Annotated in this window: 14 protein-coding genes; all 14 read left to right on the forward strand. The window is 71.2% G+C overall.

The window, feature by feature from the left end:
• The first annotated feature begins 8 nt into the window (after window positions 1-8).
• The 14 genes from lysA to SSNG_RS24445 all read left to right on the forward strand — a co-directional run bounded on the left by lysA (window position 9) and on the right by SSNG_RS24445 (window position 16,473).
• Window positions 9-1,400 (forward strand): diaminopimelate decarboxylase, encoded by a 1,392-nt coding sequence (lysA, locus tag SSNG_RS24380; protein WP_007266574.1) that lies wholly within the window; start codon window positions 9-11, stop codon window positions 1,398-1,400.
• Between the two features lie 167 nt (window positions 1,401-1,567).
• Window positions 1,568-2,860 (forward strand): homoserine dehydrogenase, encoded by a 1,293-nt coding sequence (locus SSNG_RS24385; protein WP_007266575.1) that lies wholly within the window; start codon window positions 1,568-1,570, stop codon window positions 2,858-2,860.
• 6 nt (window positions 2,861-2,866) lie between these two features.
• Window positions 2,867-3,937, forward strand: coding sequence for a threonine synthase (gene thrC, locus SSNG_RS24390; protein ID WP_007266576.1), 1,071 nt, complete (start codon window positions 2,867-2,869; stop codon window positions 3,935-3,937).
• A gap of 331 nt (window positions 3,938-4,268) precedes the next feature.
• A complete protein-coding gene (gene thrB, locus SSNG_RS24395) occupies window positions 4,269-5,207 on the forward strand; it encodes a homoserine kinase (RefSeq protein ID WP_007266577.1) in 939 nt (312 codons plus the stop codon).
• 418 nt (window positions 5,208-5,625) lie between these two features.
• Window positions 5,626-7,704, forward strand: coding sequence for a transcription termination factor Rho (gene rho / locus SSNG_RS24400; RefSeq protein ID WP_007266578.1), 2,079 nt, complete (start codon window positions 5,626-5,628; stop codon window positions 7,702-7,704).
• Window positions 7,705-7,969: 265 nt separating this feature from the next.
• Window positions 7,970-9,073: an LCP family protein gene (locus SSNG_RS24405; protein ID WP_007266579.1), complete on the forward strand. Its 1,104-nt coding sequence runs from the start codon at window positions 7,970-7,972 to the stop codon at window positions 9,071-9,073.
• A 174-nt stretch (window positions 9,074-9,247) separates the two neighbouring features.
• Window positions 9,248-9,466, forward strand: a complete 219-nt coding sequence (gene rpmE, locus SSNG_RS24410; protein WP_007266580.1) for a 50S ribosomal protein L31 — start codon at window positions 9,248-9,250, stop codon at window positions 9,464-9,466.
• Between the two features lie 120 nt (window positions 9,467-9,586).
• The gene (gene prfA / locus SSNG_RS24415; RefSeq protein ID WP_007266581.1) at window positions 9,587-10,666 is read left to right on the forward strand and encodes a peptide chain release factor 1; all 1,080 of its coding nucleotides are present in this window, start codon (window positions 9,587-9,589) and stop codon (window positions 10,664-10,666) included.
• 82 nt (window positions 10,667-10,748) lie between these two features.
• Window positions 10,749-11,594: a peptide chain release factor N(5)-glutamine methyltransferase gene (gene prmC / locus SSNG_RS24420; protein ID WP_007266582.1), complete on the forward strand. Its 846-nt coding sequence runs from the start codon at window positions 10,749-10,751 to the stop codon at window positions 11,592-11,594.
• Window positions 11,595-11,646: 52 nt separating this feature from the next.
• On the forward strand, window positions 11,647-12,294 hold the full coding sequence (locus SSNG_RS24425) for an L-threonylcarbamoyladenylate synthase (RefSeq protein WP_007266583.1): 648 nt from the start codon (window positions 11,647-11,649) through the stop codon (window positions 12,292-12,294).
• Entirely contained in the window at window positions 12,291-12,929 is a 639-nt protein-coding gene (locus SSNG_RS24430) for a low molecular weight phosphatase family protein (RefSeq protein WP_007266584.1), read from the forward strand. Before SSNG_RS24425 ends, SSNG_RS24430 begins: the two co-directional genes overlap by 4 nt.
• A 151-nt stretch (window positions 12,930-13,080) precedes the next feature.
• Entirely contained in the window at window positions 13,081-14,310 is a 1,230-nt protein-coding gene (gene glyA / locus SSNG_RS24435) for a serine hydroxymethyltransferase (protein WP_042801796.1), read from the forward strand.
• 104 nt (window positions 14,311-14,414) lie between these two features.
• The gene (locus SSNG_RS24440) at window positions 14,415-15,749 is read left to right on the forward strand and encodes an MraY family glycosyltransferase (protein ID WP_206731408.1); all 1,335 of its coding nucleotides are present in this window, start codon (window positions 14,415-14,417) and stop codon (window positions 15,747-15,749) included.
• A 286-nt stretch (window positions 15,750-16,035) separates the two neighbouring features.
• Window positions 16,036-16,473, forward strand: coding sequence for a hypothetical protein (locus SSNG_RS24445; protein ID WP_007266587.1), 438 nt, complete (start codon window positions 16,036-16,038; stop codon window positions 16,471-16,473).
• The last annotated feature ends 20 nt before the right edge of the window (window positions 16,474-16,493 follow it).

The raw sequence follows: 16,493 nt of genomic DNA on the forward strand, positions 1-16,493 counted from the left end.
AGATACCGATGAGCCGTTCCGCGCACCCCGCCGGGCCCCGCCACGCCGACGTCCTGCCCGAGGGCCACTACGCCCCGCCGCCGGCCGACCTGAACGCGCTCGACGAGAAGGTGTGGTCCCGCACCGTCACGCGGAACGAGGACGGCGTCGTGACCGTGGGCGGGATCGAAGTGACCCGGCTCGCCGAGGAGTTCGGCACCCCCGCCTACTTCCTCGACGAGGAGGACTTCCGGGCCCGCTGCCGCGCCTGGGCGCACGCCTTCGGCAAGGACGCCGACGTGTTCTACGCCGGGAAGGCGTTCCTCTCCAAGGCCGTCGTGAAGTGGCTCAAGGAGGAGGGGCTGAACCTCGACGTGTGTTCGGGCGGGGAGCTGGCGACCGCCCTCGCCGCCGAGATGCCCGCCGAGCGGATCGCCTTCCACGGCAACAACAAGTCCGAGAGCGAGATCCGGCGCGCGATCACCGCCGGCGTGGGGCGGATCGTCCTGGACTCCTTCCAGGAGATCGCCCGCGTCGCGCACATCGCCCGCGAGCTGGGCGTCCGCCAGCCCGTGCAGATCCGGGTGACCGTGGGTGTGGAGGCGCACACCCACGAGTTCATCGCGACCGCCCACGAGGACCAGAAGTTCGGGATCGCCGTCGCCGACGGGTCCGCCGCCGAGGCCGTCCGCCGGGCGCTCGGGCACGACTCGCTGGAGCTGCTCGGCGTCCACTCCCACATCGGCTCGCAGATCTTCGACATGGCCGGCTTCGAGGTCTCCGCGAAGAGGGTCGTGCGGCTGCTGGCAGCCGTACGGGACGAGCACGGGGTCGAGCTGCCGGAGATCGACCTCGGCGGCGGCCTCGGCATCGCCTACACCTCCGCCGACGACCCGCGCGAGCCGCACGAGATCGCCAAGGCCCTCACCGAGATCGTCGCGCGGGAGTGCGAGAGCGCCGGCCTCAAGGCCCCGCGCATCTCCGTCGAACCCGGCCGCGCCATCGTCGGGCCGACCGCCTTCACCCTCTACGAGGTCGGCACCATCAAGCCGCTGGAGGGGCTGCGCACGTACGTCTCCGTCGACGGCGGCATGTCCGACAACATCCGTACGGCCCTGTACGACGCCGAATACGCGGTCACCCTCGTCTCCCGCGTCTCCGACGCCGAGCCGATGCTCGTCCGCGTCGTCGGCAAGCACTGCGAGAGCGGTGACATCGTCGTGAAGGACGCCTTCCTGCCGGCCGACCTGGCCCCCGGCGACCTGCTCGCCGTGCCCGCCACCGGGGCGTACTGCCGCTCCATGGCCAGCAACTACAACCACGCGCTCCGCCCGCCCGTCGTCGCCGTGCGCGACGGCGCGGCGCGGGTGATCGTCCGCCGTGAGACGGAAGAAGATCTCCTGTCCCTCGACCTCGGATGACCCCCATATTTCTGGGGGAAGCATCCGGACCCCCAAAATAGACGTTCAGTACACGTCTCACTCAATGGACCGGAGATGGAATCTCATGTCCATTGAGTGAGACTGGTTCATACCTGGCGCGCAAAACCGCGCGCCGGGAGCGATGGAAGATCGAAAGGCGTAGGTCAATGATGCGTACGCGTCCGCTGAAGGTGGCGCTGCTGGGCTGTGGCGTGGTCGGCTCAGAGGTGGCGCGCATCATGACGACGCACGCCGACGATCTGACAGCCAGGATCGGCGCGCCCGTCGAACTCGCCGGCGTGGCCGTGCGCCGTCCGTCCAAGGTGCGCGAGGGCATCGACCCCGCCCTCGTCACCACCGATGCGACCGCCCTCCTCAAACGCGGTGACATCGACGTGGCCATCGAGGTCATCGGCGGCATCGAGCCCGCCCGCACCCTGATCACCACCGCCTTCGAGCACGGCATCTCCGTCGTCTCCGCGAACAAGGCGCTGCTCGCCCAGGACGGCGCGGCCCTGCACGCCGCCGCCGAGCAGGCCGGGCTGGACCTGTACTACGAGGCCGCCGTAGCCGGCGCCATCCCGCTGGTCCGCCCGATGCGCGAGTCCCTCGCCGGCGACAAGATCAACCGGGTGATGGGCATCGTCAACGGCACGACGAACTTCATCCTCGACAAGATGGACTCGACCGGCGCGGGCTACCAGGAGGCGCTCGACGAGGCCACCGCCCTCGGGTACGCCGAGGCCGACCCCACCGCCGACGTCGAGGGCTACGACGCCGCCGCCAAGGCCGCGATCCTCGCCGGCATCGCCTTCCACACCCGGGTCCGCCTGGACGACGTCTACCGCGAGGGCATGACCGAGGTCAGCGCCGCGGACTTCGCCTCCGCCAAGCGCATGGGCTGCACCATCAAGCTCCTCGCCATCCTGGAGCGCGCGGCGGACGGCGAGTCCGTCACCGCCCGCGTCCACCCGGCGATGATCCCGCTCAGCCACCCGCTCGCCTCCGTCCGCGAGGCGTACAACGCCGTCTTCGTCGAGGCCGAGGCCGCCGGACGGCTGATGTTCTACGGGCCCGGCGCGGGCGGCTCGCCGACCGCGTCCGCGGTCCTCGGCGACCTCGTCGCCGTCTGCCGCAACAAGCTCGCCGAGGCAACGGGGCCCGGCGAGTCGGCGTACACCCAGCTGCCGGTCAGCCCCATGGGGGACGTCGTCACCCGCTACCACATCAGCCTCGATGTGGCGGACAAGCCGGGCGTCCTCGCCCAGGTGGCGACCACCTTCGCGGAGCACGGCGTGTCGATCGACACGGTCCGGCAGCAGGGCAAGGACGGCGAGGCCTCCCTCGTCGTCGTCACCCACCGCGCACCCGACGCCGCCCTCTCCGGGACCGTCGAGGCGCTGCGGAAGCTGGACACCGTGCGCGGTGTCGCCAGCATCATGCGTGTTGAAGGGGAGTAAGGACCCATGAGCAGCAATCGCACCCACCAGTGGCGCGGCATCATCGAGGAGTACCGCGACCGACTGCCGGTGACGGACACGACTCCCGTGGTCACGCTCCGCGAGGGCGGCACTCCCCTCGTCCCCGCCCAGGTGCTCTCCGAGCGCACGGGCTGTGAGGTGCACCTCAAGGTCGAGGGCGCGAACCCGACCGGGTCCTTCAAGGACCGCGGCATGACCATGGCCATCACCAAGGCCAAGGAGGACGGCGCCAAGGCCGTCATCTGCGCCTCCACGGGCAACACCTCGGCCTCCGCCGCCGCCTACGCGGTGCGCGCCGGCATGGTGTCCGCCGTCCTCGTGCCCCGCGGCAAGATCGCGCTCGGCAAGATGGGCCAGGCCCTGGTGCACGGCGCCAAGATCCTGCAGGTTGACGGCAACTTCGACGACTGCCTGGACCTGGCGCGCGCGCTGTCCGACAACTACCCGGTGGCGCTGGTCAATTCCGTCAACCCGGTGCGCATCGAGGGCCAGAAGACGGCCGCGTTCGAGATCGTCGACGCGCTCGGCGACGCCCCCGACATCCACGTGCTGCCCGTCGGCAACGCCGGCAACATCACGGCGTACTGGAAGGGCTTCAAGGAGTACAAGGCCGACGGCCTGGCCTCCCGCACGCCCCGCGTCTGGGGTTTCCAGGCCTCCGGTTCCGCGCCGATCGTGCGCGGCGAGGTCGTCAAGGAGCCGCACACCATCGCCACCGCGATCCGCATCGGCAACCCGGCCTCCTGGGACTACGCGCTCGCCGCGCGCGAGGAGTCGGGCGGTCTCATCGACGAGGTGACGGACCGCCAGATCCTGGCCGCCTACCGCCTGTTGGCCGCACAGGAGGGCGTCTTCGTCGAGCCCGCCTCGGCCGCGTCGGTCGCCGGTCTGCTGAAGGCCGCCGAGGCCGGCCTGGTCGACCCCGGCCAGAAGATCGTGTGCACCGTCACGGGCAACGGCCTCAAGGACCCCGACTGGGCCGTCGCCGGCGCTCCGCAGCCGGTCACCGTCCCGGTGGACGCCGCGGCCGCGGCCGTCCGTCTCGGCCTGGTCTGACCCCGCTCCCCGGCCCCTGAGGGGGCCCGAGCCCCGTTGCCGGATTCCGGAAGTCTCCGGAATCCGGCGACCCGGGCGGTACGGCACCAAGAAGCCAACGGCGATCCCTCCGGATCCGGCGGAAGACACCGACACGCATCGTGCGCCTCCTGTGCGCCCTATGTCGCGGGAGAACCTTCCTTCGATACGCTGTACTTACATCCGCCACCGCGCATATGACCGCGGTGCTGCCCCGAGGGCCTTCGGGTGTCGTACGTTCTCCAGTACATTCGCAGCGAAGATCCCGCGCAGCAGCCGGATCCCGCACAGTCACAAGGAGTGTCATCGACCGATGGCAGGTCCAGCGTTCCGCGCCGCCGCCGTACGGGTGCGCGTCCCCGCCAGCAGCGCCAACCTCGGCCCCGGCTTCGACGCCCTCGGCCTGGCCCTGGGGCTCTACGACGACGTCGTCGTCCGGGTGGCCGATTCCGGCCTGGACATCGACATCGCGGGCGAGGGTGCCGACACCCTCCCGCGGGACGAGAGCCACCTCCTCGTACGCTCCATGCGCACCGCCTTCGACCTGCTCGGCGGGCAGCCGCGCGGCCTGGAGGTCGTCTGCGCCAACCGCATCCCGCACGGCCGGGGCCTCGGCTCCTCCTCCGCCGCGATCTGCGCCGGCATCGTCGCCGCCCGCGCCGTGACCATAGGCGGGGAGGCCAAGCTCGACGACGCGGCGCTGCTGGAGCTCGCCACCGAGATCGAGGGCCACCCCGACAACGTCGCCGCCTGTCTGCTCGGCGGTTTCACCCTGGCGTGGATGGAGGGCGGCAGCGCCAAGGCGATCCGGATGGACCCCGCGGATTCCATCGTTCCGGTGGTCTTCGTCCCGTCGAAGCCGGTCCTGACCGAGACCGCCCGCGGCCTGCTGCCGCGCACCGTCCCGCACGTGGACGCGGCCGTCAACGCGGGCCGCGCGGGCCTGCTCGTGGAGGCCATGACCAGGCGTCCCGAGTTCCTGCTGCCCGCCACCGAGGACCGGCTGCACCAGGAGTACCGGGCCCCGGCGATGCCGGAGAGCGTGGCACTCGTCAACCGGCTGCGGGCGGACGGCATCCCCGCGGTCATCTCCGGCGCGGGCCCCACGGTCCTCGCGCTGGTCGACAACGGCGCGGCCGACAAGGTCGCGCGGCTCGCGGGCGAGGGGTGGGCCGCCAACCGGCTCGCCCTCGACGCCGCGGGCGCGAGCGTCCTTCCGCTGGGCGCCCAGGGCGGTCAGCCCGTGTCGTGACGACACGGCCCGTCGTGGGCGGACGGCCGGGCAGGCCGCCCGCCCACGACGGGCGATTGCCGGTGATTGAGAGGGGGAATGTCTGTTGGATCCGGTAGTGTTAACCTCAAGTGCGCATCCGAAGCCGCCATGGCTCGGTGCTCAGTGTCCCCATTCGGGACCACATTTCTTCCGGGAGCCTCCCCGACTGCTTTGATCGCTGCCAGCAGTTTCGAGCACGCTCCGGAATCGGCGTGACATTCCCACGCTTTCCAGCTCGGGGGCTTCTCGCCGGAACCACCATGCACGTTTCTCTCCGCCGTAACTCTTACCGGCGGACCACCGCCCCGGCACGGTCCACACACCCGGACCGTCGTCGGACAGCACAACCGGTCGCCGAGCCAGACAGGCCGACGTCCGCTCCAGGGAAGGACCCTTCGTGAGCGACACCACCGATCTGATGGGCGCTGCCGACACCAACGTCGACACCAGTGCCCCCGCCGCGGGCGCGGCCCCGAAGCGCCGCCGCTCCGGCACCGGCCTTGAGGGCATGGTCCTGGCCGAGCTGCAGCAGGTCGCGTCGGGCCTCGGTATCAGGGGCACCGCGCGGATGCGCAAGAGCCAGCTGATCGAGGTCATCAAGGAGGCGCAGGGCGGCAGCGCCCCCAAGGCCGCCGCCGCGGCCCCCGCCGCCGACGCCGCCGAGGCCAAGCCGAAGCGCCGCGCCACCAGCAAGGCCCGTACGGGCGAGGCCGCCGCCGCGGCCCCCGCCGAGAAGCCCGCCGCCCAGGCCCAGATCGAGATCCCGGGCCAGCCGGCCAGCGACGACGCCCCGATCGGCGAGCGCCGCCGCCGCCGGGCCACCGCCCCCTCCGGCAGCCCCGAGTCCTCGGCCCCCGCCGCCGTGCAGGTCGAGCAGAAGATCGAGGCCGCCGCCCCGGCCGCGCAGCCCGAGGCCAAGGCCGAGGCCGCCACCGCCGTCTCCGCCCAGCCGCAGGGCCAGGCGCAGGAGGCCGGCGAGGGCCGCACCCGCCGCGACCGCCGTGACCGCGGCGACCGTGGTGAGCGCGGTGAGCGCGGTGAGCGCGGTGAGCGTCAGCAGGGCCGCCGTGAGCGCGGCGCCAAGGCCGACGAGCAGGGCCAGCAGCAGGGCGGCCAGGGCCAGCAGCAGGGCGGCGGCCGCCAGGACCGCCAGGACCGCGCCGACCGCCAGCAGCAGGGCGGCCGCGGCCAGGGCCGGCAGGACCGTCAGGACAACGGCCCGCAGGACGACTTCGACGAGGACGGCCGTCGCGGCCGTCGCGGACGCTACCGCGACCGCCGCGGCCGTCGCGGCCGTGACGAGTTCGCGCCGAACGAGCCGCAGGTCGCCGATGACGACGTGCTGATCCCCGTCGCGGGCATCCTCGACATCCTCGACAACTACGCGTTCATCCGGACCTCGGGCTACCTGCCCGGCCCCAACGACGTGTACGTCTCCCTCGCCCAGGTCCGCAAGGCCGGCCTGCGCAAGGGCGACCACACCACCGGTGCGGTCCGCCAGCCCAAGGACGGCGAGCGCCGCGAGAAGTTCAACGCCCTCGTGCGCCTGGACTCCGTCAACGGCATGGCGCCCGAATCCGGCCGCGGCCGACCGGAGTTCCAGAAGCTGACCCCGCTCTACCCGCAGGACCGGCTCCGCCTGGAGACCGACCCGGGCGTGCTGACGACCCGCATCATCGACCTCGTGTCGCCGATCGGCAAGGGCCAGCGCGGTCTGATCGTGGCCCCGCCGAAGACCGGCAAGACCATGATCATGCAGGCGATCGCCAACGCGATCACCACCAACAACCCCGAGTGCCACCTGATGGTCGTCCTGGTCGACGAGCGTCCGGAAGAGGTCACCGACATGCAGCGGTCGGTCAAGGGCGAGGTCATCTCCTCGACCTTCGACCGCCCGGCCGAGGACCACACCACCGTCGCCGAGCTGGCCATCGAGCGCGCCAAGCGCCTCGTCGAGCTGGGTCACGACGTGGTCGTCCTGCTGGACTCCATCACCCGTCTGGGCCGCGCGTACAACCTCGCGGCGCCCGCCTCCGGCCGCATCCTGTCCGGTGGTGTCGACTCGACCGCGCTGTACCCGCCGAAGCGCTTCTTCGGTGCCGCGCGCAACATCGAGGACGGCGGCTCGCTGACCATCCTGGCCACCGCGCTCGTCGACACCGGCTCGCGCATGGACGAGGTGATCTTCGAGGAGTTCAAGGGCACCGGCAACATGGAGCTCAAGCTCGACCGCAAGCTCGCCGACAAGCGCATCTTCCCGGCCGTCGACGTCGACCCGTCGGGTACGCGCAAGGAGGAGATCCTCCTCAACAGCGAGGAGCTCGCCATCGTCTGGAAGCTGCGCCGGGTGCTGCACGCGCTCGACTCGCAGCAGGCGATCGAGCTGCTGCTCGACAAGATGAAGCAGACGAAGTCGAACGCCGAGTTCCTGATGCAGATCGCCAAGACGACCCCGGCCGGCAAGAACGACGACTGACCGGGTCGCCCGAACACGGAACCGCCCCCGCCGCACCCGCGGCGGGGGCGGTTCCTTTGGTGCGAGCTTCGCCACACGCCTGCCCCGACGGGGCCCGCACGCGCCCCTTCGGAGCCCGGATCGGGACCCTCGGTCGCCATCCGGTCACGCCTCGTGCTGTAGGGGAGGGGGTGTGCGGAGCGGTCCACGCTCCGTGGAACCCTGGAATGCGCTAGTCCGTCTGTGTGAGAGAGCAGTCGGCAACGAAGCCAGGACCGGGGAGAGCATGAGCGAGGACAGCAGGGGCAGCGGTCGCAGGGCGGCACGCAGGCGCGGGCGCCGGGCGCAGCCGCGCCGCCGCAGGGGCCTCAGGGTCGCCGCCTGGACCGCCGCGGGGGTGGTCCTGCTGGGCGGGGGGAGCCTCGGCTGGTTCTACTTCAAGCTCAACGGCAACCTGCACAGCGTCGACATCGACCAGGCCCTGGGCAAGGACCGCCCGCCGAACGTCGACAACGGCTCGATGGACATCCTGGTCCTCGGCTCCGACTCCCGCGACGGGGCGAACAGCGAGTACGGCGCGGACGACGGCGGCTCGGCCCGCTCCGACACCGCGATGATCATCCACCTCTACGAGGGCCACAAGCAGGCCAGCGTCGTGTCGATCCCGCGCGACACCATGCTCCCGAGGCCCGCCTGCCCCACCGGCAAGGGGAAGACCAGCGCCCCCAGGCAGCGCGCCCAGTTCAACGAGGCCTTCACCATCGGCGGGGCCGCCTGTGCCGTCAAGACCGTCGAGGCGATGTCGGGGATCCGCATGGACCACTACATCGAGGTCGACTTCACCGGCTTCAAGAAGATCATCGACAACCTGGGCGGGGTCGAGCTCACGACCACCAAGCCGATCAAGGACGACGGCAGCCACCTCGACCTGCCGGCCGGCTCCCACAAGCTCAACGGCGAGCAGTCCCTCGGCCTCGTCCGCACGCGCAAGAGCGTCGGCGACGGCGGCGACCTGGGCCGAATACAGCTCCAGCAGGCCTTCATCAAGGCGCTGATCAAGCAGGTCAAGGGCGTGGGGGTGTTCGACAGCCCGAAGAAGCTCTACGGCCTCGCCGACTCCGCCACCAAGGCGATCACCACCGACAAGGCGCTCGGCGACGTGAAGTCCCTCGCGAGCTTCGCCCAGGGCCTCCAGGGCATCGGCGCGGAGAACATGCACATGATCACCCTGCCGGTGGGCCCGGACCCGCTCGACAGGGACCGCGTCGCGATCCTGCCCAAGGACTCCAAGATGGTCTGGGACGCCCTGCTGGCCGACCAGCCCATCCCCGCCGCTGCCACCGAGCACTCCAACGGGGACAAGAGCAGCGCGGGCTCGATCGTCCGGTAGCCCCGCCCTGCCGGGACCCGGCAGGAATAGATGCCGGCCCCCTCCTGTTGAAGGCAGCGTTCCCGGAATTTTGACAGGCGGCCCGGTCCTGGCAGACTGGTCTGTCGGCCCCGGTTCACGCAGTGCGCAATTCGGCTCCTGCGACCCGGCGCCCTCCCGAATCTAGGAGACACCTTGAAGCGCGATGTTCACCCCGAGTACGTCGAGACCCAGGTCAGCTGCACCTGTGGCGCGTCGTTCACCACCCGCAGCACCCTGACCGAGGGCACCATCCGTGCCGAGGTCTGCTCCGAGTGCCACCCGTTCTACACGGGCAAGCAGAAGATCCTCGACACCGGTGGCCGCGTGGCCCGCTTCGAGGCCCGCTTCGGCAAGGGTGCGGCCAAGAAGTAGCGCGACCCAGGCGCCGGTCGCCGGCCGCCCCCTGACCACGCGGGGGCGGCCGGACCGGCGCCTTTGTCGTCGTTCAGCCAGCCCAGCCCCTTTTTGATTTTTTCACCCCAGGAGCATCCGATGTTCGAAGCGGTCGAGGACCTGGTCGGCGAGCACGCCGACCTCGAGAAGAAGCTCGCCGACCCTTCGGTCCACTCCGATCAGGCGAACGCCCGCAAGCTGAACAAGCGCTACGCGGAGCTGACGCCGATCGTCGCGACCTTCCGCGCCTGGAAGCAGTCGGCCGAGGACATCGAGACGGCCAAGGAGCTGGCGGCCGACGACCCCGACTTCGCCGCCGAGGCCAAGGAACTGAGCGCCCAGCGCGAAGAGCTCACCGAGAAGCTCCGCCTGCTGCTCGTCCCGCGCGACCCCAGCGACGACAAGGACGTCCTCCTGGAGATCAAGGCCGGCGCCGGCGGCGACGAGTCCGCCCTGTTCGCAGGCGACCTGCTGCGCATGTACCTGCGCTACGCCGAGCGCGTGGGCTGGAAGACCGAGATCATCGACTCCACCGAGTCCGAGCTCGGCGGCTACAAGGACGTCCAGGTCTCCGTGCGCACCAAGGGCGGCAACGGGGCCACCGAGCCCGGCCAGGGCGTCTGGGCCCGGATGAAGTACGAGGGCGGCGTGCACCGCGTCCAGCGCGTGCCGGCCACCGAGTCCCAGGGCCGCATCCACACCTCCGCCGCCGGCGTGCTCGTCACCCCGGAGGCCGAGGAGGTCGAGGTCGAGATCAACATGAACGACCTCCGCATCGACGTGTACCGCTCCTCGGGCCCCGGCGGCCAGTCCGTCAACACCACCGACTCGGCCGTGCGCATCACGCACATCCCGACCGGCGTGGTCGCCTCCTGCCAGAACGAGAAGAGCCAGCTCCAGAACAAGGAGCAGGCCATGCGCATCCTGCGCTCGCGCCTGCTGGCCGCCGCCCAGGAAGCCGCCGAGCAGGAGGCCTCCGACCAGCGCCGCAGCCAGGTGCGCAGCGTCGACCGTTCCGAGAAGATCCGTACGTACAACTTCCCGGAGAACCGGATCTCGGACCACCGGACCGGTTTCAAGGCGTACAACCTGGACCAGGTGCTCGACGGCGACCTCGACTCGGTCATCCAGGCCTGTGTCGACACCGACTCCGCGGCGAAGCTCGCGGCCGCACACTGACCTTCGCCCCACCCCCCTCCCCCAAGCTCTCGGCTTCGCTCGAGCAGGGGGGACCCCCATGACAGCAGCCCGGAGGACCAGCGTGAACTTGCTGCTTGCCGAGGTGGCCCAGGCCACCCAGCGGCTGGCCGCCGCCGGCGTGCCCTCACCGCGTTTCGACGCGGAGGAGCTCGCGGCCTTCGTGCACGGCGTCAAGCGGGGGGAACTGCACCACGTCAAGGACGCGGACTTCGACGCCCGCTACTGGGAGGCCGTCGCCCGCCGCGAGGCGCGCGAGCCGCTCCAGCACATCACCGGCCGGGCCTTCTTCCGGTACCTGGAGCTCCAGGTCGGCCCCGGGGTGTTCGTCCCCCGGCCCGAGACCGAGTCGGTCGTGGACTGGGCCATACACGCCGTCCGGGCCATGGACGTGGTCGAGCCGCTGATCGTGGACCTGTGCACCGGGTCGGGCGCCATCGCGCTCGCCATGGCCCAGGAGGTGCCGCGCTCGCGCGTGCACGCCGTGGAGCTGTCCGAGGACGCCCTGCGCTGGACCCGCAAGAACGCCGAGGGCTCCCGGGTCACCGTCCACCAGGGCGACGCGCTCACCGCGCTGCCCGAGCTGGACGGACAGGTCGACCTGGTCATCTCCAACCCGCCGTACATCCCGCTCACCGAGTGGGAGTACGTCGCCCCGGAGGCCCGCGACCACGACCCCGAAATGGCGCTGTTCTCCGGCGAGGACGGCCTCGACACCATCCGCGGCATCGAGCGCACCGCGCACCGGCTGCTGCGGCCCGGCGGCATCGTCGTGATCGAGCACGCCGACACGCAGGGCGGCCAGGTGCCGTGGATCTTCGCCGACGAACGCGGCTGGGCCGACGCCGCCGACCACCCCGACCTGAACAACCGCCCGCGCTTCGCGACCGCCCGCAAGGCCATGCCGTGACCCGCGCGACCGCCGCCCCCGCCACCCCCACGCTGCACGAGGAGATCCGCTGATGGCCCGGCGATACGACTGCAACGACGCGACGGACCGCAAGACGGGTCTGCGCGAAGCGGCCTCCGCCGTCCGTCGCGGAGAGCTCGTCGTGCTGCCCACCGACACCCTGTACGGGATCGGCGCGGACGCCTTCAGCGCGGAGGCCGTCGGCGACCTGCTCGCCGCCAAGGGCCGCGGCCGCAACATGCCCACCCCCGTCCTGATCGGCTCCCCGAACACCCTCCACGGCCTCGTCACGGACTTCTCCGAGCAGGCGTGGGAGCTCGTCGACGCCTTCTGGCCGGGCGGGCTCACGCTGGTCGCCAAGCACCAGCCGTCGCTGGCCTGGGACCTGGGGGAGACCCGCGGGACCGTCGCCGTGCGCATGCCCCTGCACCCCGTCGCGATCGAGCTGCTGACCGAGGTCGGCCCGATGGCCGTCTCCTCGGCCAACCTGTCCGGGCACCCGGCGCCGGCCGACTGCGACGCGGCGCGCGAGATGCTGGGCGACTCCGTGTCCGTGTACCTGGACGGCGGGCCCACGCCGAGCACCGAGCCGTCGTCGATCGTCGACGTCACCGGGAAGGTTCCCGTGCTGCTGCGCGAGGGGGCGCTGAGCGCCGCACAGCTGCGGGAGGTCGTACCCGACCTCGAGGTGGCTCCGTGAGCCCTCAGGGGCGTGGCATAGCCAAGGGAGACTCCTTCCGCATACTCCACGTCAGCACCGGGAACGTGTGCCGCTCGCCCATCACCGAGCGGCTGACGCGCCACGCGCTCGCCGACCGCCTGGCCGTCCTGGGCCTGCCGGCCGAGGACCTCATCGTGGAGAGCGCCGGCACCTGGGGCCACGAGGGCGCCCCGATGGAGGCCAACGCGGCGGCCGTGCTGGCGGACTTCGGCGCGGACGCCACGGGGTTCACCGGGCGCGAGCTGCTCGACGAGCACGTCATACGCGCCGACCTGGTGCTCACCGCCACGCGGGACCACCGGGCGCAGGTCATCTCCATGGGCCACTCGGCGGGGCTGCGGACCTTCACGCTGAAGGAGTTCACCCGGCTCGTACGGGCGATAGACCCGGCCACGCTGCCGCCGCTGGACGACGGCATGGCGGAGCGGGCGCGAGCACTGGTACGGGCCGCCGCCGCGCTGCGCGGGTGGCTGCTGGCGCCGTCCGCCGACGCGGACGAGGTGTACGACCCGTACGGGGCGCCGATCACGTTCTTCCGGTCGATCGGCGACGAGATCAACCAGGCCCTGGACCCCGTGGTCACGGCCCTGACGGGCCTCGACGCCCACCACTGAGGCCCGCCCGCGTCTCGTGCACCGCTCGCGCGGCCCGTGGCCGACGCCGGTGGTCGACTGCGGCCTGGTGTGCCGCGGCGGCGCGGGCGCGGAGGGCCGGGCGGGCCTACAGTGGCTGGTACCGGTACCCCCACTGTGCGGGAGTCGCGCCATGAGCGTCATGACCCAGCCCACGGACGCCCTGCGCCAGCAGGACCCGCAGATGGCCGACGTCCTCGAAGGGGAGCGGCGCCGGCAGGCGGAGACGCTGCAGATGAGCGCCGCCGAGAACTTCACCTCGCCCGCCGTGCTCGCCGCGCTGGGGTCCGTGCTCTCCAACAAGTACGCCGAGGGGTACCCCGGCGCCCGCTACCACGGCGGCTGCGAGTACGTGGACCTCGCCGAGCGGACGGCCGTGGAGCGGGCCAGGGCGCTCTTCGGGGTCGAGCACGCCAATGTCCAGCCGCACTCCGGTTCCGCGGCCGTCCTGGCCGCCTACGCGGCGCTGCTGCGGCCCGGCGACACCGTCCTGGCCATGGGGCTGGCGCACGGCGGGCACCTCACGCACGGCTCGCCCGCCAACTTCTCCGGCCGCTGGTTCGACTTCGTCGGGTACGGCGTCGACGCCGAGAGCGGGCTCGTCGACTACGAACAGGTGCAGCGGCTGGCGCGGGCGCACCGGCCCAAGGCCATCGTCTGCGGGTCCATCTCCTATCCCCGGCACCTGGAGTACTCGGCGTTCCGGGAGATCGCCGACGAGGTCGGGGCCTACCTGATCGCCGACGCCGCCCACCCGATCGGGCTCGTGGCCGGCGGGGCCGCGCCCAGTCCGGTCCCGTACGCGGACATCGTCTGCGCGACCACCCACAAGGTGCTGCGCGGCCCCCGCGGCGGGATGCTGCTGTGCGGCGGCGAGTTCGCGGAGCGGGTCGACCGGGCGGTGTTCCCCTTCACCCAGGGCGGCGCCCAGATGCACTCCATCGCCGCGAAGGCGGTGGCCTTCGGCGAGGCGGCCGCACCGCCCTTCACCCGGTACGCGCACCGGGTCGTGGCCAACGCCCGTGCCCTGGCCGCCGCCCTGGAGCAGCGCGGGTTCGCCGTGACGACCGGCGGGACGGACACCCACCTCATCAGCGCCGACCCCGCGGCGCTCGGCGTGGACGGGCCGACCGCGCGCGGCCGGCTGGCCGCCGCCGGGATCGTCCTGGACACCTGCGCGCTGCCGTACGGGGACCAGCGGGGCATCCGCCTGGGCACCGCGGCGGTGACCACGCAGGGGATGGGGGAGCCGGAGATGGCCCGGATCGCCGGCCTGTTCGCCGCCGCGCTGGGAGGGGACGCGGCCCGGACGCGGGCCGAGGTGGCCGCCCTGACGGGTGGATTTCCCCCGTACGGGGCGTAACCGGTACGAGCATGGAGTAGTGCAACCGGAACGGGGCCTCCGTGCGTCCTCGTCCCTGGTGACATCGCGGCTAATGTGTGGGGCTGAGATGGCCGGCGATACATCTGGGGCAGCCAGTGCGTGAATATCTGCTGACGCTTTGCGTCACGGTCGCGGTGACCTACCTGCTGACCGGGCCCGTGCGGAAGTTCGCGATCGCGGCCGGCGCGATGCCGGAGATCCGCGCCCGGGACGTGCACCGCGAGCCCACTCCGCGGCTCGGCGGCATCGCCATGTTCGGCGGCATGTGCGCGGGGCTGCTGGTCGCCGACCACCTGCAGAACCTCAACGCGGTCTTCGAACGCTCCAACGAGCCCAGGGCGCTGCTCTCGGGAGCGGCGCTGATCTGGCTGATCGGCGTCCTGGACGACAAGTTCGAGCTCGACGCCCTGATCAAGCTCGGCGCCCAGATGATCGCCGCGGGCGTGATGGTCATGCAGGGCCTGACCATCCTGTGGATTCCGGTTCCGGGCATCGGCACGGTGGCGCTCACCCAGTGGCAGGGCACCCTGCTCACGGTCGCCCTGGTGGTCATCACCATCAACGCGGTGAACTTCGTCGACGGCCTCGACGGCCTGGCGGCGGGCATGGTCTGCATCGCCACGTGCGCGTTCTTCCTCTACGCCTACCGGATCTGGTTCGGCTACGGCATCGAGTCCGCCGCCCCCGCCACCCTCTTCGCGGCGATCCTGATGGGGATGTGCCTGGGCTTCCTGCCGCACAACATGCATCCCGCCCGGATCTTCATGGGGGATTCCGGCTCGATGCTGATCGGCCTGGTGCTGGCCGCCTCGGCGATCTCGATCACGGGGCAGGTGGACCCCGACACGATGGCGCTCTTCGTCGGCGGTGAGCGCAACGCCACCCACGCGATGCTGCCGGTCTTCATTCCGCTGCTGCTGCCCCTGACCATCATCGCCATTCCGATGGCGGACCTGGTCCTGGCCATCGTGCGGCGCACCTGGAACGGCCAGTCGCCGTTCGCGGCGGACCGCGGCCACCTGCACCACCGGCTCCTGGAACTCGGGCATTCCCACAGCCGTGCCGTACTCATCATGTATTTCTGGTCAGGCCTGATCGCATTCGGCACGGTGGCCTATTCCGTGCATTCGGCCTCGATGTGGATCGTGCTCTCACTCGCCGCGCTGAGCGCGCTGGGCCTCGTACTGCTCCTGATGCCCCGGTTCACCCCGCGGGCGCCGCGTTGGGCGCACGGCCTGGTCCCGCCGCGCTACCGGTACGCCGAGCGGGCCGCGGAGGCGGCCGTGCGGGAGGACGAGGGCGTGGAGCCGGCGCCGGCGAGGCCCGTCGTGGCGGGGGTGTCGGGCGTCAACGGCGCGACCGCGGTAGGCCCCCGTTCGCGCTTCCCCGACCGGCGTAAGGCCGGATCGTCCCGCTGACGGGTCGGGCGCATTTCCGACATGGGCGCCCTTTACCAGACAATGGGGCGGCTTGTCTTGCACACACGGGCGCGTTAGCCCTCATGTGTGACAGTCAGCACACCCGACAGGTAAAGCTCTCATCAAATAGTTTGTGATACCGTTCACTAAACCCGGCGACAGAGCCGAAGGACCGTAGTGCGACGGTCCATTGGCCCGAGGCTCTCACTCGGACCGGGCTTACGCTCGTCCCCGTACGAGTTCCCGTACGAGTCCGTGCCCCCACCACCACGCGGAGCAAACCGCCATGCGGTCAGATGACGTCCGATCCCTCCTGCAAACCGCCGTACCCACTGCTGCCGTCGGCGCGATCGCCGCCGTGATCAGCGGTCTGGTCGTCGGAGGCAAGGGTGCCGTCGGATCAGTCGTCGCGACCGTGGTCGTGATCCTGTTCATGGGTCTCGGATTCGTCGTCCTGCAGCGCACGGCGAAATCCCTGCCGCATCTGTTCCAGGCCATGGGCCTCATGCTCTACGCGGCCCAGATCCTGCTGCTCTTCGTCTTTCTCGCCGTGTTCAAGAACACGACACTGTTCCACCCCCGGGCGTTCGCCATCACGCTCGTCGCCACCACCCTCGTGTGGATCGGCGCACAGACGCGTGCCCACATGAAGGCGAAGATCCTTTACGTCGAGCCGGACTCGACGAAGGGTGAAAAGCCCGAAAACCCGGGGTCGAAGTCGTGAGGGGTAGGGCCGGGATAAGT

Origin of the sequence: Streptomyces sp. C, from assembly GCF_000158895.1 — a bacterium.
Lineage (GTDB): Bacteria > Actinomycetota > Actinomycetes > Streptomycetales > Streptomycetaceae > Streptomyces > Streptomyces racemochromogenes.